Source organism: Promicromonospora sukumoe, assembly GCF_014137995.1.
Taxonomy (GTDB): Bacteria; Actinomycetota; Actinomycetes; order Actinomycetales; family Cellulomonadaceae; genus Promicromonospora; species Promicromonospora sukumoe.
In genome coordinates this window covers 3,802,376-3,822,694 of sequence record NZ_JACGWV010000001.1, presented here as the reverse complement: position 1 = coordinate 3,822,694, position 20,319 = coordinate 3,802,376, and the positions used below count along the sequence as shown (strand labels likewise).

Genomic DNA, 20,319 nt, shown 5'->3' with positions numbered 1-20,319 from the left:
GGAGGAATGGCCCCCGATCGGCCAGTGTGCTGCGTCAGACAGCCGTCAGGCGTCGTGGTGCGGCGCCGCCCCGGTCGAGCCGCGCACCACCAGCTCCGGCGTGAACAGCAGCTCCGAGCGCGGTGCGCGCTCCCCGTGGATCTCGGTGAGCAGGGCGCTGACGGCCGCGTGGGCCATGTCGGCGACCGGCTGGCGCACCGTCGTCAGCGGCGGGTCGGTGAACGCGACCAGGGGCGAGTCGTCGTAGCCGACGACGCTCACGTCGTCGGGCACGGACAGGCCGCGGGCGTGCGCCGCGCGCACGGCGCCGAGTGCCATCAGGTCGGAACCGCAGACGACGGCGGTGTGCCCGGCGTCGAACAGCTCGCCGGCCGCCGCCTGGCCGCCCTCCAGCGTGTAGAGCGTGAGGCTGACGTGCTTGCGGGCCTCCTCCTCGGTGGCCGCCAGGCCGTGCCGCAGGAGCTGGGCCACGAACGCCTCGATCTTGCGCTTGGCCGGTACGAACCGGTCCGGCCCGATGGCCATGCCGATGCTGCGGTGGCCCAGCGCCACCAGGTGCCGCACCGACAGCTCGATGCTGGCGCTGTCATCCGGCGACACGAACGGGGCGTCGATGCCCTCGGCATAGCCGTTGATCAGCACGATCGGCAGGCCGCGCCCGCGCAGCCGCTGGTAGCGCTCGGTCGAGGCGCGCGTGTCGGCGTGCTTGCCGGAGACGAACACGATGCCGTCCACGGCGTGGTCGATCAGCGTCTCGACGTACTCGTCCTCGGTGGTGCCGCCCGGCGACTGGGTGCACAGCAGCGGCGTGTAGCCGCGCGAGGCGAGCTGCGACTCGATGGCCTGCGCGAACGCGGGGAACACCGGGTTGGACAGCTCGGGGACCACCAGGCCGATGAGGCCGGCGGGCCGCGCGCGCAGCGCGGACGGCCGCTCGTAGCCGAGCACGTCGAGGGCGGCGAGCACCGCCTGGCGGGTCTCGCCGGCCACGCCGGGCTTGCCGTTGAGCACGCGCGACACGGTCGCGGTGGAGACCCCCGCCTGTTCGGCGAGGTCGGTCAGTCGGGTGCGCACGCCAGGCAGCCTAGGCGACATGCGGTTCCTTCGTCCTGGGTGTTTACCGGGTGTCGGATGCTGGCTTGCAAGCGATGCTGAAACTTTATCGCAACTTCTTGCACAATCGGCCGATGTGCCCGTACGGTTCGGGCATCGAAACCCAGGCCCGACGTCGGGCCGCGAACCATCGGGAGTGACGATGCGACGGAGCATCCTGACCGCCGCTGTCCTGACCACGACGCTGGCGCTGGCCGCCTGCGCGGGCGGCGCGGCGGAGCAAGCGGGCGGCGAGGAGTCGGCCGCACCGAACGGCGAGGGCGCGACCCTCACCGTGTGGGTCGACGAGACCCGCCAGGCCGCCGTGGAGGAGGCCGCTGTCGGCTTCGAGGAGACCACGGGCGCCGACGTCGAGGTGGTCCTGAAGAACTTCGAGGACATCCGCCCCGACTTCCTGGCGCAGGTGCCCACGGGCAAGGGCCCCGACATCACCGTCGGCGCGCACGACTGGCTGGGCGAGCTCACGACCAACGGCGTCGTGGCCCCGATCGAGCTCGGCGACACCGCCGGCGCCTTCGAGCCCGTCTCGGTCTCGGCGTTCACGCAGGACGGCCAGGTCTACGGCCTGCCCTACGCGGTGGAGAACATCGCGCTGATCCGTAACACGGAGCTCGCCCCGGAGGCCCCGGCCACCTGGGACGACGCCATCGCGGCCGGCAAGGACGCCGGCACCAAGTACCCGCTGCTGATCCAGACCTCCACCGAGGGTGACCCCTACACCTTCTATCCGCTGCAGACGTCGTTCGGCGCCCCGGTCTTCGAGCAGAACGAGGACGGCTCGTACAAGCCCGAGCTCGCTCTCGGCGGCGAGGGCGGCACCGCATTCGCGGAGTGGCTCGCGGAGCAGGGCGACGCCGGCAACCTGAGCACCGACGTCACCTACGACATCGCGCTGGCGGCCTTCGCCAAGGGCGAGTCGCCCTTCATCGTGGGCGGCCCGTGGATGCTGGAGTCGTTCGGCGACCTCGACCTGGCGATCGACCCGATCCCGAGCGCCGGCGGCGAGCCCGCCCAGCCGTTCGTGGGCGTGGCCGGCTTCTACGTGAGCGCGCAGAGCGAGAACGCGCTGCTCGCCAACGACTTCCTGGTCAACTACATGGCGACCCCCGAGGCGCAGCTCGCGCTGTACGAGGCGGGCGACCGCCCGCCGGCCCTCATCGAGGCCGCCGACACCGCCTCCGAGGACCCGATCACCGCGGGCTTCCGTGAGGTCGGCGCCGACGCCGTCCCGATGCCGTCGCTGCCCGAGATGGGTGCCGTGTGGGCGTACTGGGGCGTGACCGAGGCCGCGATCGTCTCCGGCAAGTCCGACCCGGCCAAGGCCTGGGACAAGATGGTCGACGACATCCAGGGCGAGATCGGTTGATGTACTCACCCGTGACCCGGGGCTCCGGCCGCACCGGCTGGAGCCCCGGGTTTCTCGTCAAGCTCGTCCTGATCGCCCTGGTCGACGCCCTCGGCGTGTACGCCGTGCTGGCCGCGTGGGGCGCGGAGTCCTGGGGCATCCTCGCCGCGATGGTGGCGCTGCTGATCGTCGCCAACTGGGCCTACTTCTCCAAGCGCGCGCTGCCGCTGAAGTACATCCTCCCCGGCCTGGCCTTCCTGCTCGTCTACCAGGTCTACGTGGTGGCCTACACCGGCTACGTCGCGTTCACCAACTACGGCGACGGGCACAACAGCACCAAGGAGCAGGCCATCGAGGCCCTGCTGGTGCAGAACGAGCGCCGCGTCGAGGGCTCGCCGTCCTCGCCCCTGACGGTCGTGTCCGACGGCGGCACGCTCGGCTTCGCCGTCGTCTCGCCCGACGGCGCGGTGCGGGCCGGGACGGCCGACCAGCCGCTGGAGCCCGTGGACGGCGCCTCCGTCGACGCCGGGCGGATCACCGCGCTGCCCGGGTACGACGTGCTGGAGTACGCCGCGGTCCTGGAGCGGCAGCAGGAGGTCACGAAGCTGCGCGTGCCCGTGTCCGACGACCCGAACGAGGGCTCGGTCCGCACGCAGGACGCCCGCACCGGTTACGTCTTCACGTCCACGCTGACCTACGACGAGGCGTCGGACACCATGACCGACACCGCCACGGGCGTGACGTACACGCCCAACGACGACGGCCAGTTCGAGGCCGCCGACGGCACCACCCTGCCCGTGGGCTGGCGCGTGCTGGTCGGGTTCGACAACTTCGTCACCGCGTTCGGCGACGAGCGGTACGCCGGTCCGTTCGGCAAGATCCTGGTGTGGACGTTCGCGTTCGCCGTGCTGTCGGTCGCGTCCACGTTCCTGCTCGGCCTGTTCCTGGCGATCGCGTTCAACGACGCGCGCCTGCGCGGCCGCCGGATCTACCGGACGCTCGTGATCCTGCCGTACGCGATCCCCGGGTTCCTCGCGGCCCTGCTGTGGTCGGGCATGCTGAACCGGTCCTACGGGTTCGTCAACGAGGTGCTGCTGGGCGGGGCGTCGATCCCGTGGCTCACCGACCCGGTGCTCGCCAAGCTGGCGGTGCTCGGCGTGAACCTGTGGCTCGGCTTCCCGTACATGTTCCTGATCTGCACGGGCGCGCTCCAGTCGCTGCCGACCGACGTGCTGGAGGCCGCGAAGATCGACGGCGCGGGCCGCTGGCGCACGTGGCGGTCCATCACGCTGCCGCTGCTGCTGGTCGCGACGGCGCCGCTGCTCATCTCGTCGTTCGCGTTCAACTTCAACAACTTCACGCTGATCTACATGCTCACGGGCGGCGGCCCGCGGTTCGACGACGCCTCGGTGCCGCTGGGGCACACCGACATCCTCATCTCGATGGTCTACTCGGTCTCCGGGCTCGACGGCACAGCGGCCAAGGACTACGGCCTGGCCAGCGCCCTGTCGATCGTCATCTTCGTGGTGGTCGCGACCATCTCCGCCCTCGCGTTCCGGCGCACCCGCTCGCTCGAGGAGATCGCCTGATGAGCCCGCGCACCGCACACGTCCCGCGCCGCCCCGGGCAGCGCGCCCGCTGGTTCTCCGAGATCGGCTGGCGGCACCTCGTCGGCGTCGTCGCCGTGGTCTACGCGGGCTTCCCGCTCGTCTACGTCGTCTCCGCCTCCCTGGCCGACGGCGGCACGCTGACCGGCTCGAACGACCTGTTCGCGTCGGTGTCGGGGGCCAACTACGCGGCGCTCGCCGACACGCGGTTCTGGACCTGGATGGCCAACACCCTGGTGGTGGCGGTCGCGACCGGCGTCGGCACCGTGCTCATGGGCGCCGCCGCGGCGTACGCCTTCTCGCGGTTCCGGTTCAGCGGGCGCCGGGTGGGGCTCACGGCCCTGCTGATCATCCAGATGTTCCCGCAGATGCTCGCCTTCGTGGCGATCTTCCTGCTGCTCATCTCGCTCGGCAACGTGGTGCCCGGCCTCGGCCTGGACTCCAAGCTCTCGCTGATCTGCGTGTACCTGGGCGGCGCGCTCGGCGTGAACACGTTCCTCATGTACGGGTTCTTCAACACCGTGCCGCGCGAGATCGACGAGGCCGCGAAGATCGACGGCGCCTCGCACGCCCAGATCTACTGGACCATCGTGCTGCGCCTGACCGCGCCGATCCTCGCCGTGGTGGGGCTGCTCAGCTTCATCAGCACGTTCGGCGAGTTCATCATCGCGCGGGTGCTGCTCCAGTCCGAGGACAACTGGACCCTCGCGGTGGGGCTCTACGGTTGGGTGTCGTCGCTGCAGGACGCCAACTGGGGCCTGTTCACGGCGGGCGCCGTCGTCTCGGCGGTGCCGGTGCTCGCGCTGTTCCTGTTCCTGCAGAAGTACATCGTGGGCGGGCTGACGGCGGGCTCCGTCAAGGGCTGAGCCCTCGCCTACGAGGCCGGTGTCACCAGGCGCCGGTGCAGGGCGATGGCGGACAGGTCGGTGAGCGAGGCGACCTGGTCCACCACCACGCGCAGGCGCGCGGCGTCGTCGGACGCCGCGCGCCAGTCCGCCGCGAGCGGCGGCTCCAGCTCGTCGGGTCCGCGGTCGGCCAGCACGCGCACCAGGTCGGTCAGGATCTCCCGCTCGCGCACGTAGCGGGGCTCCTGGCCGCGCGGCGCCATCACGTAGGCCACGGCGATGCCCTTGAGCGCGAGGATCTCGTGCTCGGTCTCGTCCGGCACCACGAGCCGGGCGGCGTACCGCGTCAGCGCGCCGTCGCCGTACTCGGCGCGCGTGGCGTCGATGGCCGCACCGATGAACCGGCCGATGAGCTGGCTCGTCATGTCCTTGAGCGAGGCCAGCGAGCCGCGGGAGCCGTCAAAGGCCCGCACCAGGTGGCCCTCGCCACGCAGGTACTCCTGCAGCCGGCCGATGGCGGAGTCGATCGCGTCGACCCGGTACCACTCGCCGTACCAGGACCGCACGTACTCGGCGACGCGCGCCCGCTCCTCGGGGTCCGCCATGAGGTCCAGGTCGATCCGGCCGGCCACCACGCCGTCCTCGACGTCGTGCACGGAGTAGCTGATGTCGTCGGCGAGGTCCATGACCTGCGCCTCCAGGCACTTCACGCCGTCGGGCGCGTCCTTGCGCAGCCACGTGAAGACGGGCACGTCGTCGGGGTAGACGCCGAACTTGCGGCTGGCCGTGCCGTCGGGCCGGGCAGGGCCCGCGCCGTAGGCCCAGGGGTACTTGACGCTCGCGTCGAGGCTGGCGCGCGTCAGGTTGAGGCCGGCGGGGACGCCGTCGAACCCGATCACCTTGGGCTCCAGGCGGGTCAGCAGGCGCAGGGTCTGGGCGTTGCCCTCGAAGCCGCCGATCGGCTCGGCGATCTCGGCCAGCGCCGTCTCGCCGTTGTGCCCGAAGGGCGGGTGCCCCAGGTCGTGCGTGAGGCAGGCGGTGTCGACGACGTCGGGGTCGCAGCCGAGCGAGCGGCCCATGCCGCGGCCCACCTGCGCCACCTCGAGGGAGTGCGTCAGGCGGGTGCGCACGAAGTCGTCGTGCCCCGCGCCGAGCACCTGGGTCTTGGCGCCGAGCCGGCGCAGCGCGGAGGAATGCACCACGCGCCCGCGGTCGCGCTCGAACGGGGTCCGGGCCTGCGACTTGGGCGGCTCTGTCACCCAGCGCTCGACGTCCTGCGCGCTGTACGACGGCGGGATGCTCTTCCCGGGGGCTTGCTCCACGCCCGCCACTCTAGTCACGCGGTCCGACATCCCGGAATCACGGGCGTCCCCGGCCCCCAGGGGCGGCCGTCGCCGGCGGAGGCAGGTGTCTGCCTCCGCCGCGCCGCGTCACTTGTTGTTGCTGTACCAGCTCAGGCCGCCGGGGAGGTTGATCGAGTGCTTCTTGGTCCTCGAGTTCCAGGTCCACGGACCGACCTTGAAGCTCATCGACGACAGGCCCTTCTGCGTGATGTTGAACTTGAGCGGCCCGAGCGACAGCCGCTTGCGATACCTGATTCCCATGGTGCCTTTGTTCCTCCCTGAGTCGGGCAAAGCGTACCGAACCGCGCTAGTCCGGCAAACCAAACCCAGGGCACGTGTCAGACCCACAGGTCCCTCGGGTGACCTGTACGTCTGACACGTCGTGCGCGCGTCAGTCGCGGGCGGACATCCAGGCGTCGCTGGCGCGCTGGACGTCGTCCGGGGTGACCGACTCGGCGACCGTCACGAAGTACCAGCGGTGGCCGAACGGGCAGCGCACCGCGGCCTGCCGGAAGCCCTCGAACCAGTCGGCCGGCTCGGCCAGGCTGCTCGCGCCCGCCCCGATCGCCCGCGCGTACGCGGCGTCGGTGTCCTCGACCGGGATCGTGAAGCTCGCGTGCGTGGGCCCGTCCGGCTCGGGCGCCACCGAGTCGGGCGGGAACGCGCCCGCGACCGTGAACGTGGACTCGCCCGCGGCGGACCGCAGGACCAGGTCGGAGTGGATGACGGCGTCGCCCGCGGTGATCACGTCGAGCGTCTCGGCGCCCAGCGCCGCCTCGTAGAACGCGATGGCGGCGCGGGCGTCGGCCACGGAGATGTTGGGGTGCAGTGCTGAGTTCCTCATGGACCGATGCTGGCGCGGCCCGGGTGTGCCAGTCTTGGAAGAATGCGACAGGTGTTCGACGGCGAGACCCCGGTGGCCCGGGCCGCGCGGGCCGCCCGGCCCGCTCCGGCTGCTCAGGCGAGCGCCCTGGAGAAGGGGCCCACGCTCGGCATCGTCGACCCCGTGGGCGCGCGCGACCGGTTCGCGCTGGCCCGCGTCGAGCCCGCGCCCGACCTCGCCGACCTCGTGGACTGGCACTGGGTCATCACCTGGGACCTGCCGCCCGGCACCGCGTTCACCCAGACCGTCATGCCGCACCCCGTGGGGCACGTCGTCGCCGAGGAGGAGGGCCTGCTCGCCTACGCCATGCCCGCCGGGCTCTTCCGGCGCACCCTGACCGGCGCGGGCGCCGTCGTCGGCACCAAGCTGCGCCCCGGCGGGTACCGCGCCCTGCTCGGCCGCGCCGACCCGGGCGAGCGCGGCGCCGTCGGGCCCTTTCTTGGCCCGACGGCGGCGCTCGCCAACGCGGAGGCCCTCGTCCAGGCGCGGGCCGGGGAGCCGGAGGCCGCCGTCCGGACCCTCACCCCGCTCCTGCGGGACGCCGCCGAACGGACCCGCACGCCGCGGTCCGCCGCGGCGCTCGCCGCGCTGGGGGAGGCCTTCGCCGTGATCGCCGACGCCGTGCCCGGCACCTCCGTCACGGCGCTCGCGGACCGGCTCGGCACCACGCCGCGGTCGCTCCAGCGGCTGTTCGCCGACTGGGTGGGCGTGAGCCCCAAGTGGGTGCTGCAGCGGCACCGGGTGCACGTGGCGGCCGAGCTGCTGGGCCGCGACCCGGGGCTGGACCTCGCGGGGCTGGCCGCCGCCGTCGGCTACTACGACCAGGCGCACTTCACGGGAGACTTCGTCCGCGCCGTCGGCGTGCCGCCGGGGGAGTACGCCCGGACGTGCGGCCGGGGTGTCGGACAGCGGGCATAGAATTCCGACGTGGCCGGGCTGATCAGACGCGAGGATGTGGACCAGGTCCGCGAGCGCGCGCGGATCGACGAGATCGTCTCGGCGCACGTGACGCTGAAGCCGGCCGGGGTGGGTGCGCTGGTGGGGCTGTGCCCCTTCCACGACGAGCGCAGCCCGAGCTTCAACGTGCGGCCCAGCGTGGGCCGGTACCACTGCTTCGGGTGCGGCGAGGGCGGCGACGTCATCGAGTTCGTCATGAAGATGGACGGGCTGAGCTTCACCGAGGCGATCGAGTACCTCGCGGGCAAGACCGGCGTGCAGCTGCGGTACGAGGAGGGCGGCAACGCCCGTCCGCGCGAGGAGCCGGGCAAGCGCCAGCGGCTCCTGGAGGCGCACCGCGTGGCCGCGGACTTCTACGCCGAGCAGCTCATGGGCCCCGACGCCACGGCGGCGCGCACGTTCCTCGCCGAGCGCAGCTTCGACCGGTCCGACGCCGAGCTGTTCGGCGTCGGGTTCGCGCCCAAGGGCTGGGACTCGCTGCAGCGCCATCTCCAGGGCCGGGGCTTCACGCAGGCGGAGCTCGTGGCCAGCGGCCTCATGTCGCAGGGCCAGCGCGGCATCTACGACCGGTTCCGCGGGCGGGTCATGTGGCCCATCCGGGACGTGACGGGCGCCGTGATCGGGTTCGGCGCGCGCCGCCTGTTCGAGGACGACCAGGGCCCCAAGTACCTGAACACCCCCGAGACCAGCCTCTACAAGAAGTCGCACGTCCTGTACGGGATCGACCTCGCCAAGCGCGACATCGCCAAGGGCAAGCGCGTGGTGGTGGTCGAGGGGTACACGGACGTCATGGCGGCGCACCTGTCGGGCGTGACGGCGGCGGTCGCGACCTGCGGCACGGCCTTCGGCGGCGACCACGCCAAGGTGGTGCGGCGCCTGCTCGGCGACACGACGGCGGGCGGCGGCATGCAGCTCGCCTCCGGCGGCACCGTGGGCGGCGAGATCATCTTCACGTTCGACGGCGACGCCGCCGGCCAGAAGGCCGCCGAGCGCGCGTACGGCGAGGACCAGCGGTTCTTCGCGCAGACGTACGTGGCCGTGGCCGACGACGGCATGGACCCCTGCGACCTGCGCATGGCCAAGGGGCCGGAGGCGGTGCGCGCGCTGGTCGACGGCCGCAAGCCGCTGTTCGCGTTCGTGATCCAGGCCAAGATCAAGCAGTTCGACCTGAACACGGTGGAGGGCCGGGTGTCCGCGGTGCGGGCCGCCGCGCCGGAGATCGTCGGCATCCGCGACCGCAGCCAGCGCGACGGGTACATGCGCCAGGTCGCGGGCTGGATCGGCACCGAGATCGACGAGGTGCGCCGCGAGGTGGCGCGCGCGGCGTCGACGCCGTCGCAGCGGAAGCCCTCCTCGTCCGACGGCGCGCGGCCGGCGTCCGGTGCCACGCCGGTGGCCGACGGCGGGCGTCCGGCGGGTGGCGCGGCGCGGCTGCCGGCTCCTGACCCGCGGGACCCCGTGGCCCGCGACGAGCGGCTCGCGCTCGTGGCGGTGCTCCAGTACCCGCAGCACGTGCCGGCCTCGTTCGACGAGCTGGGCGAGGACGCGTTCGCCGTCCCCGCGTGGCGCGCGGTGCACGCCGCGATCCGGGCCGCCGGGGGCGCGGCCGGGGGGCGTGAGCTGTCCGCGGCGCAGTGGGTCGCCGCCGTGCTGGAGCAGTCCCCCGAGTCGGTGGCGATCGTGGTCACGCAGCTCTCGGTCGCGTCCCTGCCCGAGGACCGGGAGGCCGCCGTCGCGGCGTTCGTCGAGGGCCTGGTGCGCCGTGTCATGGACCTGGGCCTCAAGCGCCGGATCGACGACGCCCGCAGCCGCCTCCAGCGCCTCGACCCCTCCGACGAGGGCGCCTACAACGCGGCGTTCGCCGACCTCCTGGCGATCGAGAGCGAGCGACGGGCGCTGCGCGAGAGCGCGTAAGGGCTGGGGCGCGGTGCTGGCCCCGGGGTCGGCACTCTCCTGGGTCCCTGATTCTGAGTTCGGCACTCTGTATGGAGATCGGTCCAACGCTGGACCGATCTCGATACAGAGTGCCGATCTGGCGGGTCCGGGCCAGGGGACTGCCGACCCGCAGACGGTCAGGCCGGCGTCGGCGTCGGGTGGTCCCTGCCCAGCAGGTCCGCGTCCAGGGATACCGCCGCGAGCTGGCCCGACGCCGCCGCCATGAGCACCGACGCCATCGGCCCCGGCATCGCCGCGGTGTGCGCCATGTCGCCGGCCGCGAACACGCCGGCCAGGCTGGTGCGGGCCATCGCGTCGACCTCGACGGCGCCCGACGGCAGCAGCGTCAGCCCGAGTTGCTCCGCGAACGGCGCCCGCTGACCGAACTCGGCGGCCACGAAGATGCCGCCCACTTCCTCGTCCGGCCCGTCCGCGAGAACGACGCGCGCGCCGTCGGCCGTGCGCACGAGCTCCTTGACGGGCTCGGGCCGCACGGGCACCCCGGCGTCGGCCAGGAGGGCGCGGGTGTCGGCGTCGAGGTCGCCGCCGTCGGCCAGGACGGTCAGGCGGCTGGCGATGCGCTCCAGCAGGAACGCGACCCGCGCCACGTGCGGCCCGTTGCCGAGCACCGCGACGGGCTTGCCGCTCAGCTCGTGCCCGTGGCAGTAGGGGCACACGGCCGCGACGGTGCCGAACAGCGGCTCCAGCCCGGGAATCGAGGGCAGGGTGTCCCGCAGCCCGGTCGCGAGCACGACGCCGCGCGTGCTCAGGTGCTCGCCGTCCACCTCGACGCGGAACCCGGCGCCGTCGGGCGCGACGGCGGTCGCGGAGCCCTCCCGGACCGTCACCGTCGCGTAGGCGGCGAGCTCGCTGCGGGCCACCGAGCGGAACTCGGCCGGGGCCCGGCCGTCGTTGGTCACCACGTTGTGCATGTGCTCGGCGGTGGCGTTGCGGTACTCGCCGGAGTCGAGCAGCAGCACGCGCCGGTGCATGCGGCCGAGCGTGAGGGCGGCCTGCAGGCCGGCGGGGCCGCCGCCGATCACGACGGCGTCGTAGGAGGTCAGAGGGGGTGTGGCGGACATGGCAGGGCTCCGTTTCCCGGGACGTCTTGCGGTACCACCCCAGGATGTGACTTCATGTTGACATGAAGTCAAGCGAGACCTGGTCGGTCGGCGAGACGGCCCGTCGGTTCGGGCTGGAGACCCACGTGCTGCGGTACTGGGAGGACGAGGACCTGCTGCGTCCGGCGCGCGACGGCGCCGGGCGGCGGCGCTACGGGCGCGACGACGTCGTGCGGGTGGGCGTCATCGTGCGCAGCAAGGCGGCGGGCATGAGCCTGGAGCAGGTGCGCGTCATGCTCGACGCCGGGGCGTACGACCGGCACCAGGTCCTGGAGGCGCACATCGCCGACCTGGACCGCCGGATGGCCGACATGGCGGCGTCCCGCGCGATGACGGAGCACGCGCTGCAGTGCCGCGCGCACGACATCGCGACCTGCCCCGGCTTCCGCAAGCACGTGCAGGACGTGCTCGACGGAGTCCGGGAGGGGTTCGCCGTCACGCCGACCGCGTAACCGTTACGCGGCCCGCGTCACCGTCACGCGGCCTGCGTGGCCTTCGGGTTGTCGCGGGGGAGCAGCAGCACCGTCACGATCATCACCGCGGCGCAGGCCACGACGCACCAGAAGACCAGGTGCATCGCGTTCGCGAGGCCGGCCCCCTCGGGCGTGCCGTCCGCGCCGACGACGGTCAGTGCGTTGACCACCGCGCCGAGCGCGGCGACGCCGACGGCCTGCCCGATCGACCGGGCGAACATGTTGGTCGCGGTCACGGCGCCGCGCTCGCCCCAGCCCACGCTGTGCTGGGCGGCGAGCAGGGTGGGCACGGCCACGAGGCCCATGCCGAGCCCGATGACGAACACGGCGGCGGAGATCTGCCACACGGCGGCGTCGGCGTCGAGCAGGAGGGTCATGAGCGCACCGGCCAGGACGACCACCGCACCGATGGTGCTGGTCCAGCGGAAGCCGATCGCCAGGTAGACCCGCCCCGACAGGGTGGCCGCGATGGGCCAGCCGAGCGTGAGTGCCGCCAGCGCGAACCCGGCCACCAGCGGCCCGACGCCGAGCACGCCCTGCGCGTAGATCGGGATGTAGGTGGACAGGCCGAGCGTGATGACGCCGACCATCAGCGACGCCGCCGTCGACGCGCCCACCACCCGGCGGCGCAGCAGCCGCAGGTCGAAGATCGGGTGCGCGTTGCGCCGCGCCGCCAGGCCGAACGCCACGAGCAGCGCCACCGCGGCGACGAAGATCGCGATGGACTGCGCGGAGGCCCAGCCCCAGGCGTGCCCGCCCTCCAGCAGGCCGAGCACCAGCAGCGTGCTGCCGCCGGTCAGCAGCACCGCGCCCAGGTAGTCGACGGGCTCGCGGGCGCCGTCGCGCTGCTTCTCGTGGAACTTGCGCCAGATCGCCAGCAGGGCGACGGCGCCGATCGGGATGTTGACCCAGAAGATCCAGCGCCAGCTCACGAACTGGCTGAACACGCCGCCCAGCGTCGGGCCGAGTACCGAGGAGATCGCCCACACGCTGGCCATGTAGCCCTGCGTCTTGGCGCGCTCGGCGAGCGTGTAGATGTCGCTGGTGATGGTCATCGACATCGGCAGGATCGCGCCGGCGCCCAGGCCCTGCAGCACCCGGAACCAGATCAGGGCCGGCATGCTCCAGGCCACGGCGCACAGGATCGAGCCGAGCACGAAGAGCGCGATGCCCACGAGGATGACGCGCTTGCGGCCGAACACGTCGGCCAGCCGCCCGTACAGCGGGACGGTCACCGCCTGCGCCAGCGTGTACGCGGAGAACAGCCACGGGACCTGCTCGAACGCGCCGAGCTCGCGCGCGATGGTGGTCGAGGCGGTGGCGAGGATCGTGGCGTCGAGCGCCACGAGCGCGGTGGCGAGCATGAGCGCGCCGAGGATCGGACCACGGTCGCCGCGCAGGCCGAGCCGCGTGTCGGGGGTGGCGGTGGACGTCGCGGTCATGCCTGGGGTTCCGGGGTGTGCTGCACGACACGTACAAGGTTGCCCGGGGCACCGCCTATTCCCGGCAGGCGGACGATTTATTCCCGGCGGTTGCCTGATTACCTGCGGCGGTTGCCGGGCCAGCCCTCCGGGAGGATGTCGCGCCCGCCGTCGGGCACGGAGTCGGCCAGGCGGCCGAGCGTGGCGAAGAACGCGTCGACGTCGTCCTCGCCGGGGCCGATCGCGCCGCGCAGCGTCCGGTCGAACTCGATCGCCTCCTTCTTGAGCCGGCGGAAGAGCGCCTCGCCCGCCTCGGTGACCTCGATGCGCTGCACCCGGCGGTTGTGCTCCTGGCGGCTGCGGACGATCAGGCCCTTGTCCTCCATGCCGCGCAGGTGGTGCGTGAGGGTGGCCTCCCGGATGCCGACGGCCTGCGCGAGCTCGCGCTGGGTGGCGGGCGTGCCCTGGTGCACGGCGAGCAGGATGTGCCAGACCTGCCAGGTGGCGCCCTGCTCGGAGAGGTGGGCGTCGAACGCCCGCATCACGCGGTGCACGGAGTGCCACATCGCGACCGCGACGGGGACGGCCCCCGGGTTCACCCCCTGTGCGGTGTCGCCTGGATCGCCGTCCGCCCGCCCGCTTGGTTGCATGGACGAAGGGTAGTTCGACCGTCACCGAAATGCGTTGACGCCTAATCCTTAGATGTCTAACGTTGGCGGTCCGGAAGCTCTGGCACCGACACGGAGGCTCGACGATGGCCACGCAGGAAACCCCCGGCACCACCGGCACCACCATCACGTCACCCGAGGCGCTCGACGATGCCCTCGCACCGCTCGCGGCCGTGCTCGGCGACCGCTTGCTCACCCCCTCCTCCGCCGGGTTCGCCGACGCCGCCGAGGTCTACCTGGGCGGCCCCGAACGCACGCCGGTGGCGGTCGCCCGGGTGCGGAACACCGACGAGATCGCGGCGGTGCTCGACGTCGCGCGACGGACCGGCCTGCCGCTCGGCGTCCGCGCCGGGGGCCACAACCTGGCCCGGCACGCCCTGGTCGACGGCGGGATCGTCGTCGACCTGCGCCTCATGGACGGGATCGAGATCGACACCGAGGCGGGCGTCGGACGCGCGCAGGGCGGGGCGCTCGCCGGTGCCTACGTCGCGGCGGCCGGCGAGCACGGCCTCGCCACCGGCTTCGGCGACACCGGCGGCGTCGGCCTGGCCGGCATCGCGCTCGGTGGCGGCATCGGCTACCTCAGCCGGGCGCACGGCCTCACCGTCGACAACGTGCTGGGCGCCGAGGTGGTCCTCGCGGACGGCCGGGTGGTCCGGGCCGACGCCGACGAGAACCCCGACCTCTACTGGGCCCTACGGGGCGGCGGCGGCAACTTCGGCGTCGTGACCCGGCTCGACCTGCGCCTGCGGGAGCTGCCCGTCGTCACGGGCGGCATGTTCGTCTGGCCCGCCGACCCGGGCGTCCTTGCCGGGGTGCTCGCGGCGTTCGCGCAGGCGCCCGCGGAGCTGTCGGGCATGGTCAACGTGATGGTCGCGCCGCCTCTGCCGATGCTGCCCGCCGAGGCGCACGGCAAGCCGGTCGTCATGGCGCTGGCCTGCTTCACCGGCTCGGCGGACCAGGCCGAGGCGGCGTACGCGCCGCTCCGCGCGCTCGGGCCCCTGCACGACAGCATCGCGGAGATCGCCTACCCCGAGATGTTCGCGGGCGGCGGCGGCCCCGAGAGCGGGCTGCCGGGCGACGCGCGGACCGGGTTCCTCGGCGCGGGCGCCTGGGCGCCCGACGAGGCGTGGGCCGCGGCGGCGATCAAGGCCGTGCTCGCGGCCCCACGGGGCGTCGCGGCGGTCAACCTGCGGCCCATGGGTGGTGCGATCGGCGACGTCGACGCCGCGGACACGGCCTTCGCGCACCGCGACGCGGCCTGGATGGTCACGGTGCAGGGCCTGGCGCAGGACCTCGACGGTGCGTCCGCGCTCGGCGAGTGGGTGTCCGCGGCGTCGGCCTCGCTCGGCGTCGCCGGACCCGGGTACGTGAACTTCATGGCGCGGGCCACGGAGCAGGACGTGCGCGACGCCTACCCCGGGGCCACGCTCGACCGCCTCCGCGAGGTCAAGCGAACCTACGACCCGGGCAACCTGTTCGCGTCCAACCACAACGTGAAGCCGTGAGACGTGTCAGACGCTCAGGTCCCCCGAGGGACCTGAGCGTCTGACACGTCAGGGGGTTACGGGACCGTGTAGCCCGCCGTGCGGAACATCTCGTACCACTCGGCGCGCGTCAGCGGCACGTCCGAGCCGAGCGCGGCGCCCGCGACCCGCTCCGGGTTGGTGGTGCCCAGCACGACCTGCATCTGCGCCGGGTGGCGCGTGATCCAGGCGGTGGCGATCGCGATGGCCGGCACGTCGTACTTCTTGGCGAGCCGGTCGATGACGGCGTTCAGCTCCGGGTAGTCCGGCGAGCCGAGGAACACGCCGTTGAAGAACCCGGCCTGGAACGGCGACCAGGCCTGCACGGTGATGTCGTGCAGGCGGCAGTAGTCCAGCGTGCCGGAGTCGCGGCTGATCGACTGGTCCAGGCCCTGCATGTTCGCGGCCACGCCCTGCGCCACCAGCGGCGCGTGCGTCACCGAGAGCTGGAGCTGGTTGGCGACGAGCGGCTGCGTCACGGACTTGCGCAGCAGCTCGATCTGGCCCGGCGTGTGGTTCGAGACGCCGAACGCCCGCACCTTGCCCGACGCCGACAGCTCGTCGAACGCGCGCGCCACCTCGTCCGGCTCCACGAGGGCGTCCGGGCGGTGCAGCAGCAGGATGTCGATGTAGTCGGTGCCGAGCGCGGCCAGCGAGCCCTCGACCGACTCGACGAGGTGCTCGTACGAGTAGTCGAAGTACGGCCCCTCGCGCACGATGCCGGCCTTGGTCTGGAGCACGATCTGCTCGCGCTCCGACGACGTGAGCTGCATGGCCTCGGCGAACCGGGTCTCGCAGCCGTGCAGGGCGGAGCCGTAGACGTCGGCGTGGTCGAAGAACGAGATGCCGGCGTCCCGGGCCGTCTTGACCAGGGTGCGCACCTCCTCGTCCGTCTTCTCCTGGATGCGCATGAGGCCCAGGACGACGTTCGGGACGGTGAGCTCCGTCCCGGGCAGGGTGAAGGTCTTCACGGGTTTCTCTCCTGTACTTAGGTGCTAGGGGTGGGCTCAGGCCGCCGACAGGCGGGCGACCTCGTCCGCGCTGAGGGTCAGCTCGGTGGCCTGGGCCGAGTCGGTGATGCTCTGCGGGCGCGAGGCCCCCGGGATGGGCACGACGACGGGCGCCAGCGCGAGCTCCCAGGCCAGCGTGACCCGGAACGGGGACACGCCGTGCGCGTCGGCGACCTCCTGGAACGCCGAGAAGTCGGCGCCCAGCTCGCCCGACCGGGCCAGCGAGATGCCGCCCAGCGGGCTCCACGGCAGGAACGCGATGCCGAGCTCGGCGCACAGCTCCAGCTCCGGCAGCGAGGACCGGAAGCGCGGCGAGAACTGGTTCTGCACCGACACGAGGCGGCCGCCGAGGATGTCGTTGGCCTGGCGGATCTGGTCCGGGTTCGCGTTCGAGATGCCGGCCAGCTCGATGACGCCCTCGTCGAGCAGGTCGCGGATCGCGCCCACGGAGTCGCCGTAGGGCACCTTCGGGTCCGGGCGGTGGAACTGGTAGAGGCCGATGGCGTCGACGCCGAGCCGCTTGGCCGAGGCCTTGACGGCCTCCTTGAGGTACTCGGGGCGACCGTCCTTGGTCCAGGACCCGTCCCCGGGGCGCAGGTGGCCGCCCTTGGTGGCGACCAGCACGCCGGAGGTGTCGGCGCCGTAGGTCCGGAGGGCCTCGGCGATGAGCTCCTCGTTGTGTCCCACCTCGTCGGCGAACTGGTGGTAGGCGTCGGCGGTGTCGATCAGGGTGACGCCGGCGTCGAGGGCGGCGTGGATCGTGGCGATCGAGCGCTCGCGGTCGGGCCGGCCCTCGATGGACATCGGCATGCCGCCGAGGCCGATCGCGGAGACGGAACGGCCGCCGATGGTACGGAGCTGCATTGTTTCTCCCTCGTGTCGCAACGGGTTCGAACCAGAGACTAGGAAGCCGTAACCTAGAAGTCCAACAACTCCCCATCATCATTCCTAGAACTGGTACTGCTTAATGGAACTGCGTCAGATGGAATACCTCGTGGCCCTGGCGGACGAACGCCAGTTCACCCGGGCTGCCGAGCTCACCGGCGTCTCCCAGTCCGGGCTGTCCGCCGCCATCCGTAACCTCGAGGTCGAGCTGGGCACCAAGCTGTTCACCAGGACCACCCGCCGGGTCGAGCCGACGGAGGCGGGCCTGGCGCTCCTGCCTTTCGCCCGCTCCATGCTCTCCTCTGCGACGGAAGCTCGCGATGCGGTGGTCCAGGTCTCCCGCGAGCTGGCCGGCACGCTGCGGGTCGGCTCGGAGCAGTGCCTCGGCGTCGTCGACGTCGCCACGCTGCTGGAACGCTTCCACCGGCGCTACCCGCGCGTGGAGATCGCGTTCCAGCAGGCCGGCTCGCACGAGCTCCTGGCCGGGGTGCGCGACGGCGAGCTCGACGCCGCCTTCGTCGCGACCGCCGACCACGTGGGCGTGCTGCCGCGCACCGTCCTGGGGCAGCAGCCGATGGTGTTCCTCTGCCCGGCGGACCACCCGTTCGCGTCGCGCGCCGCCGTCGACCGGGCCGACCTGGGCGGGGAGAGCTTCATCGACTTCCACCCGTCGTGGGCCGTGCGGCAGATGAACGACGACGCGTTCGCCGCGCGGGGCGTGCGCCGTCGGGTGCGGTTCACCGTCAACGACGTGCACACGCTGCTCGACCTGGTCGACCGCGGCCTCGGCGTCGCGCTGGTGCCGCGGCACGTCGCGGCCAAGCCGCAGGCGGCCCGCCTGGTCGCGCTCCCGGTCGCCGCCGACGGCTCCGCGGACTGGATCGTCTCGCTGGTCACGACCCCGGACCGCGCGGACAGCCCGGCCCCGCACCTCACGGAGCTCCTCACGGAGGCCCCCTCCTGCTGACCCCCCCCGCCCAACCCGGATCGTTGAGTGCTGGGTATTCGCCCTTTTCGAGGCTTCGAAAGGGCGAATACCCAGCACTCAACGAGGGGGTCAGCAGGAGGTGGTGAGGGAGAGCCAGTCGGCTCGGTCGTTGTAGCCGCCGTCGGCGGCGTCACCTACGCGGAGGGTCAGGTCGCGGATGTTCGTCACGTCCACCGTGAACGGGTGAGCCGTGCCGCGTTCTACCGTGCCGCTGGTCCAGAGGGTCTCTCCGTCGCCGACGACGTCGAACGTCGCCGTGCCGCCCTCCGGCCCGACCGTGCCGACGACGTCGTCGATGCCGACGCTCCCGGACAGCGCGGTGCACGCGCCGCCGAGGTAGTACCGCACGTGGGACGGGCTGGCGACGCCGATCCCGGTCTTGTGCACGATGCCGGCCACCGTCAGCGGCGAGCCGCCGCCCACGCTCTGGTCCACGGTGGGCGTCAGCCAGCCGCTCGACGCGCTCACCCACGGGTGCCCCGAGAGCACGACGTCGCTGCCCGACGGTGCCCCGGGCGCGACCGTCACGCGCGACGGCGGCGTCGTCAGCCGACCGGAACCCGAGGTGACGGACGCGGCGACGTCGTACCCGCCGGTGTCCGTCCCGGCCGGGACGGAGACCGTGAACGCGACGGTGGCCGAGCCGCCGGGCCGCACCACGCGGGGCGCCGGCCCCGACGCCGTAGCGGTCCAGCCCGAAGGCACCGTCAGCGCGACGCGCGGGTCCCGCACCGCCTTGCCGCCGTCGTTGTGCAGCGTCACCTCGGTGGTCAGCCGGTCGCCGGCCGCGGCGAGCAGGTCGGTGGTGGGCGTTACGGCGTCGGCCCCGACGGACGCGAAGGCGGGCGGCGACGCGACCAGGCGGGGCGCGCCGTCGTGCCGGGCGGGCGTCACCCGCAGCAGCGCGGCGCCGTGCGCCGGGACCGCCGCCCGGATCGTGCCCGAGGACTGCGTGCGGGCGTCCGTCCAGGTGTCCAGCACGGCGAACGACCGGCCGCGCAGGCCCAGGTCACGGGCGGTGGCGGCGACCTCGGCGGGCCGGTCGCCGCGGTTCAGGAGCGCGACGGCGACCGAGCCGTCCGCGAGCGGCTTGGCCCATGTCTCCGTGGTGCCGGCCGCGCCGACCCGCGTGCCCTGGAGGCCGAGCCGGTCCTGGTCGATCGCCAGCACGTCCTCGTCGAGCAGGATGTCCAGCGACTCCTGGCTCAGGGTGCGCGGGTCGCTGGAGATGACGAGCGGCGCGGCCGCAACCGTCCAGAGCGACATCTGCGTGCGGAACTCCTCCGTGGTCATGCCGAGCTCCGGGCCCAGGTAGTCCGGGTCGCTGAACCGCCCCGGCCCCGCGACCTCCGGGTGCCGGGCGTTCGCGTCGAAGTTGCGCAGCACGTCCTTGAACTGGATCTGCCCCACGAACCCGACGTCGGTGTACGTGCGCCACGACTCCGCGATGTCCGGAGCGTAGGTCCACGACCACGTGGACTGCTGCTCCTCGGGGTAGTCGCCCCAGTCCGGCGAGGTCACGGGGTTGCAGAGGTTGAAGATCATCTGCCGGCCGGAGCTGTTGTCCCGCAGCGCCTCCGCGAACGCGGTGAACGCCTCCTGCGGGTCCAGGTCGGCGGTGATGCCGCACAGGAAGTCGACCTTGACGGCGTCGTACCCCCACTCCGCGAAGGTGTCGGCGTCGGTCTGGTAGTGGCCGCCGCTGCCCAGGCCGCACGTGCCGGGGATGTACGGGCCGGCGTCCGTGTAGATGCCGGCGCGCAGGCCGCGGTCGTGGATCTCGTCGGCCAGCGCCGCCATGCCGTCGGGGAAACGCTCGGCGTCGCCCTGCAGGCGGCCGTCGTCGCCGCGCGGCACCTCGTCCTGCCAGCCGCCGTCGAGCCACACGATGTCGTATCCGGCGTCCGCGAGGCCGGACGAGACCAGGAAGTCGGCGACGTCCAGCACCTCGTCGGCGGTGAAGTCGCCGCCCAGGCCGTAGTACGTGTTCCAGCCCTGGTAGGGCGTGGGGCTGGGGCTGTCGGACGCCGGGGCGGGGGCGGGGGCGGGGCTGGCGGCACTGGCGGCGTCGGCGGGCGCTGGGCCGACGGCGGTCGTGGTCGGCGCCGCCGAGGCGCTCGCCGCCAGGCCGGTCGCGGCCAGTGCTGTCGTGAGCAGGGCGGCACTCGTCCTCGCCGCCCAGGTTCGTACGGTGAACAT

At 72.8% G+C, this 20,319-nt stretch carries 18 protein-coding genes; 8 read left to right on the top strand and 10 right to left on the bottom strand.

From position 1 onward, the window contains the following. Nucleotides 1–45: 45 nt before the first annotated feature. Nucleotides 46–1,095, bottom strand: a complete 1,050-nt coding sequence (locus tag FHX71_RS16965; protein ID WP_182618303.1) for a LacI family DNA-binding transcriptional regulator — start codon at nucleotides 1,093–1,095, stop codon at nucleotides 46–48. A 160-nt stretch (nucleotides 1,096–1,255) separates the two neighbouring features. Between FHX71_RS16965 and FHX71_RS16960 the strand changes: the two genes are divergently transcribed. From FHX71_RS16960 to FHX71_RS16950, 3 genes are read left to right on the top strand one after another with little or no spacing between them, the layout of a single operon-like run. Next, nucleotides 1,256–2,479, top strand: a complete 1,224-nt coding sequence (locus FHX71_RS16960) for a sugar ABC transporter substrate-binding protein (protein ID WP_182618302.1) — start codon at nucleotides 1,256–1,258, stop codon at nucleotides 2,477–2,479. Continuing rightward, on the top strand, nucleotides 2,479–4,047 hold the full coding sequence (locus tag FHX71_RS16955; RefSeq protein ID WP_182618300.1) for an ABC transporter permease subunit: 1,569 nt from the start codon (nucleotides 2,479–2,481) through the stop codon (nucleotides 4,045–4,047). Before FHX71_RS16960 ends, FHX71_RS16955 begins: the two co-directional genes overlap by 1 nt. After that, complete coding sequence (locus tag FHX71_RS16950; RefSeq protein WP_182618297.1) at nucleotides 4,047–4,931, top strand: sugar ABC transporter permease; 885 nt, start codon at nucleotides 4,047–4,049, stop codon at nucleotides 4,929–4,931. The genes FHX71_RS16955 and FHX71_RS16950 overlap by 1 nt, the downstream gene beginning before the upstream one ends. A gap of 8 nt (nucleotides 4,932–4,939) precedes the next feature. On the opposite strand, the gene FHX71_RS16945 is transcribed toward FHX71_RS16950, so the two are convergent. The 3 genes from FHX71_RS16945 to FHX71_RS16935 form a co-directional block, all read right to left on the bottom strand. Beyond that, complete coding sequence (locus tag FHX71_RS16945; RefSeq protein ID WP_182618778.1) at nucleotides 4,940–6,241, bottom strand: deoxyguanosinetriphosphate triphosphohydrolase; 1,302 nt, start codon at nucleotides 6,239–6,241, stop codon at nucleotides 4,940–4,942. A gap of 99 nt (nucleotides 6,242–6,340) precedes the next feature. Next, on the bottom strand, nucleotides 6,341–6,514 hold the full coding sequence (locus tag FHX71_RS16940) for a DUF4236 domain-containing protein (RefSeq protein WP_182618295.1): 174 nt from the start codon (nucleotides 6,512–6,514) through the stop codon (nucleotides 6,341–6,343). 130 nt (nucleotides 6,515–6,644) lie between these two features. Further along, a complete protein-coding gene (locus FHX71_RS16935) occupies nucleotides 6,645–7,097 on the bottom strand; it encodes a VOC family protein (RefSeq protein WP_182618293.1) in 453 nt (150 codons plus the stop codon). A gap of 42 nt (nucleotides 7,098–7,139) precedes the next feature. On the opposite strand from FHX71_RS16935, the gene FHX71_RS16930 reads away from it, so the two are divergent. Together FHX71_RS16930 and dnaG are read left to right on the top strand one after the other, a co-directional pair. Then, nucleotides 7,140–8,054, top strand: a complete 915-nt coding sequence (locus FHX71_RS16930) for an AraC family transcriptional regulator (protein ID WP_182618291.1) — start codon at nucleotides 7,140–7,142, stop codon at nucleotides 8,052–8,054. 9 nt (nucleotides 8,055–8,063) lie between these two features. Further along, nucleotides 8,064–10,007 (top strand): DNA primase, encoded by a 1,944-nt coding sequence (gene dnaG, locus FHX71_RS16925; protein ID WP_182618289.1) that lies wholly within the window; start codon nucleotides 8,064–8,066, stop codon nucleotides 10,005–10,007. 158 nt (nucleotides 10,008–10,165) lie between these two features. Here the strand turns inward: dnaG and FHX71_RS16920 are convergent, their stop codons facing one another. Further along, complete coding sequence (locus FHX71_RS16920) at nucleotides 10,166–11,110, bottom strand: NAD(P)/FAD-dependent oxidoreductase (protein ID WP_182618286.1); 945 nt, start codon at nucleotides 11,108–11,110, stop codon at nucleotides 10,166–10,168. A 62-nt stretch (nucleotides 11,111–11,172) separates the two neighbouring features. Here FHX71_RS16920 and FHX71_RS16915 point away from each other — a divergent pair, with 62 nt between their 5' ends. Continuing rightward, complete coding sequence (locus FHX71_RS16915; RefSeq protein WP_020014006.1) at nucleotides 11,173–11,601, top strand: helix-turn-helix domain-containing protein; 429 nt, start codon at nucleotides 11,173–11,175, stop codon at nucleotides 11,599–11,601. Nucleotides 11,602–11,624: 23 nt separating this feature from the next. Here FHX71_RS16915 and FHX71_RS16910 read toward each other — a convergent pair whose 3' ends face one another. After that, nucleotides 11,625–13,064, bottom strand: a complete 1,440-nt coding sequence (locus FHX71_RS16910) for an MDR family MFS transporter (protein WP_182618284.1) — start codon at nucleotides 13,062–13,064, stop codon at nucleotides 11,625–11,627. A gap of 98 nt (nucleotides 13,065–13,162) precedes the next feature. Then, nucleotides 13,163–13,693 (bottom strand): MarR family winged helix-turn-helix transcriptional regulator, encoded by a 531-nt coding sequence (locus FHX71_RS16905; RefSeq protein WP_220489711.1) that lies wholly within the window; start codon nucleotides 13,691–13,693, stop codon nucleotides 13,163–13,165. Nucleotides 13,694–13,797: 104 nt separating this feature from the next. Here FHX71_RS16905 and FHX71_RS16900 point away from each other — a divergent pair, with 104 nt between their 5' ends. Then, complete coding sequence (locus tag FHX71_RS16900; RefSeq protein WP_182618282.1) at nucleotides 13,798–15,219, top strand: FAD-binding oxidoreductase; 1,422 nt, start codon at nucleotides 13,798–13,800, stop codon at nucleotides 15,217–15,219. Between the two features lie 56 nt (nucleotides 15,220–15,275). Here the strand turns inward: FHX71_RS16900 and FHX71_RS16895 are convergent, their stop codons facing one another. Further along, a complete protein-coding gene (locus tag FHX71_RS16895) occupies nucleotides 15,276–16,208 on the bottom strand; it encodes an aldo/keto reductase (protein ID WP_182618280.1) in 933 nt (310 codons plus the stop codon). 36 nt (nucleotides 16,209–16,244) lie between these two features. Next, on the bottom strand, nucleotides 16,245–17,111 hold the full coding sequence (locus FHX71_RS16890) for an aldo/keto reductase (protein ID WP_182618279.1): 867 nt from the start codon (nucleotides 17,109–17,111) through the stop codon (nucleotides 16,245–16,247). 118 nt (nucleotides 17,112–17,229) lie between these two features. On the opposite strand from FHX71_RS16890, the gene FHX71_RS16885 reads away from it, so the two are divergent. Further along, nucleotides 17,230–18,099, top strand: coding sequence for a LysR family transcriptional regulator (locus FHX71_RS16885; protein ID WP_182618277.1), 870 nt, complete (start codon nucleotides 17,230–17,232; stop codon nucleotides 18,097–18,099). Between the two features lie 90 nt (nucleotides 18,100–18,189). Here FHX71_RS16885 and FHX71_RS16880 read toward each other — a convergent pair whose 3' ends face one another. After that, the gene (locus FHX71_RS16880; protein ID WP_182618274.1) at nucleotides 18,190–20,319 is read right to left on the bottom strand and encodes an NPCBM/NEW2 domain-containing protein; all 2,130 of its coding nucleotides are present in this window, start codon (nucleotides 20,317–20,319) and stop codon (nucleotides 18,190–18,192) included.

What these genes read in the sequence shown, in the direction of transcription:
- FHX71_RS16965 (WP_182618303.1), bottom strand. Translation starts at nt 1,095, where the DNA reads ATGTCGCCTAGGCTGCCTGGCGTGCGCACCCGACTGACCGACCTCGCC.
- FHX71_RS16960 (WP_182618302.1), top strand. Translation starts at nt 1,256, where the DNA reads ATGCGACGGAGCATCCTGACCGCCGCTGTCCTGACCACGACGCTGGCG.
- FHX71_RS16955 (WP_182618300.1), top strand. Translation starts at nt 2,479, where the DNA reads ATGTACTCACCCGTGACCCGGGGCTCCGGCCGCACCGGCTGGAGCCCC.
- FHX71_RS16950 (WP_182618297.1), top strand. Translation starts at nt 4,047, where the DNA reads ATGAGCCCGCGCACCGCACACGTCCCGCGCCGCCCCGGGCAGCGCGCC.
- FHX71_RS16940 (WP_182618295.1), bottom strand. Translation starts at nt 6,514, where the DNA reads ATGGGAATCAGGTATCGCAAGCGGCTGTCGCTCGGGCCGCTCAAGTTC.
- FHX71_RS16935 (WP_182618293.1), bottom strand. Translation starts at nt 7,097, where the DNA reads ATGAGGAACTCAGCACTGCACCCCAACATCTCCGTGGCCGACGCCCGC.
- FHX71_RS16930 (WP_182618291.1), top strand. Translation starts at nt 7,140, where the DNA reads ATGCGACAGGTGTTCGACGGCGAGACCCCGGTGGCCCGGGCCGCGCGG.
- FHX71_RS16920 (WP_182618286.1), bottom strand. Translation starts at nt 11,110, where the DNA reads ATGTCCGCCACACCCCCTCTGACCTCCTACGACGCCGTCGTGATCGGC.
- FHX71_RS16915 (WP_020014006.1), top strand. Translation starts at nt 11,173, where the DNA reads ATGAAGTCAAGCGAGACCTGGTCGGTCGGCGAGACGGCCCGTCGGTTC.
- FHX71_RS16910 (WP_182618284.1), bottom strand. Translation starts at nt 13,064, where the DNA reads ATGACCGCGACGTCCACCGCCACCCCCGACACGCGGCTCGGCCTGCGC.
- FHX71_RS16905 (WP_220489711.1), bottom strand. Translation starts at nt 13,693, where the DNA reads ATGCAACCAAGCGGGCGGGCGGACGGCGATCCAGGCGACACCGCACAG.
- FHX71_RS16900 (WP_182618282.1), top strand. Translation starts at nt 13,798, where the DNA reads ATGGCCACGCAGGAAACCCCCGGCACCACCGGCACCACCATCACGTCA.
- FHX71_RS16890 (WP_182618279.1), bottom strand. Translation starts at nt 17,111, where the DNA reads ATGCAGCTCCGTACCATCGGCGGCCGTTCCGTCTCCGCGATCGGCCTC.
- FHX71_RS16885 (WP_182618277.1), top strand. Translation starts at nt 17,230, where the DNA reads ATGGAATACCTCGTGGCCCTGGCGGACGAACGCCAGTTCACCCGGGCT.
- FHX71_RS16880 (WP_182618274.1), bottom strand. Translation starts at nt 20,319, where the DNA reads ATGTTCACCGTACGAACCTGGGCGGCGAGGACGAGTGCCGCCCTGCTC.